The organism is Kocuria oxytropis, from assembly GCF_040981195.1.
Classification (GTDB): Bacteria; Actinomycetota; Actinomycetes; order Actinomycetales; family Micrococcaceae; genus Kocuria; species Kocuria oxytropis.
The window spans coordinates 1-761 of the sequence record NZ_JAVFXA010000070.1 but is presented as its reverse complement, the minus strand read 5'-3'; the positions used below and the strand labels follow the sequence as shown (position 1 = coordinate 761).

Genomic DNA, 761 nt, shown 5'->3' with positions numbered 1-761 from the left:
CCTTCCTGCTCCGGTTCATTTCCGGCGGTCGGTTGTTGCGGTTGTTCATCAGTCGAAACGTCAGAATCACTATCGGGCTTTTGTGGTTCGTTATTGTCGGGATTTCCATCTACCAGCTCTTTATTTTTCAAAGCCCATACAGAGCCGAAATCAACGATGATTTCCAGACCGAACATTTTATTAATGGCCTCAATTCCGCTGATACGGTTTGCCATCATATTATAGACCATAGGGAATAAAGAATCTTCCGACTGGTCGAGTTCGCTGGAAATAAGACGTTCGCGTTTCATGTTGAAATTGGCGGCTAAACCAACCTCATTATACATTTTCGCGGTCAAATACTGGTGATATTCAATCATCGACTGAATAGTTACGCCGCCAGCATTAACCGCCGTCTGGACGCGCACACCTTCAAAGAACGGGTTTTCACCGATAACGGAAATATCGCCGTCGATAATTTTACGTAAATAACTTTCGGCGCTTTCTTTCGTCTTGTCGTCAGGCGCGGAAATAGTTTTAACCGAACGGGAGTTAAAACCCCACACCACCATATTAATATCGTTTTCGACAATAAGCGTATTTTGTTTCTCATAATACGGGAGTAATCCCATACGCAAATCATCGTTACAAATTAATACGCCGTCTTTCGACAGGTCGAGAGTTTTATTAAAATTCAGCGCGACATTGCTGATAGTGATTTCGGTCGGTTCACCATATGGGCTTTTAGTTTGACCGCCGAGAGAGCCAACGAAAGCATACAA

The 761-nt window shown here is 43.8% G+C and carries 1 protein-coding gene; it reads right to left on the bottom strand.

The window, feature by feature from the left end; genetic code table 11:
• Window positions 1-761, bottom strand: a 761-nt coding sequence (locus tag QYM41_RS17610; RefSeq protein WP_368801067.1) for a hypothetical protein, incomplete at both ends; no start/stop codon positions are given.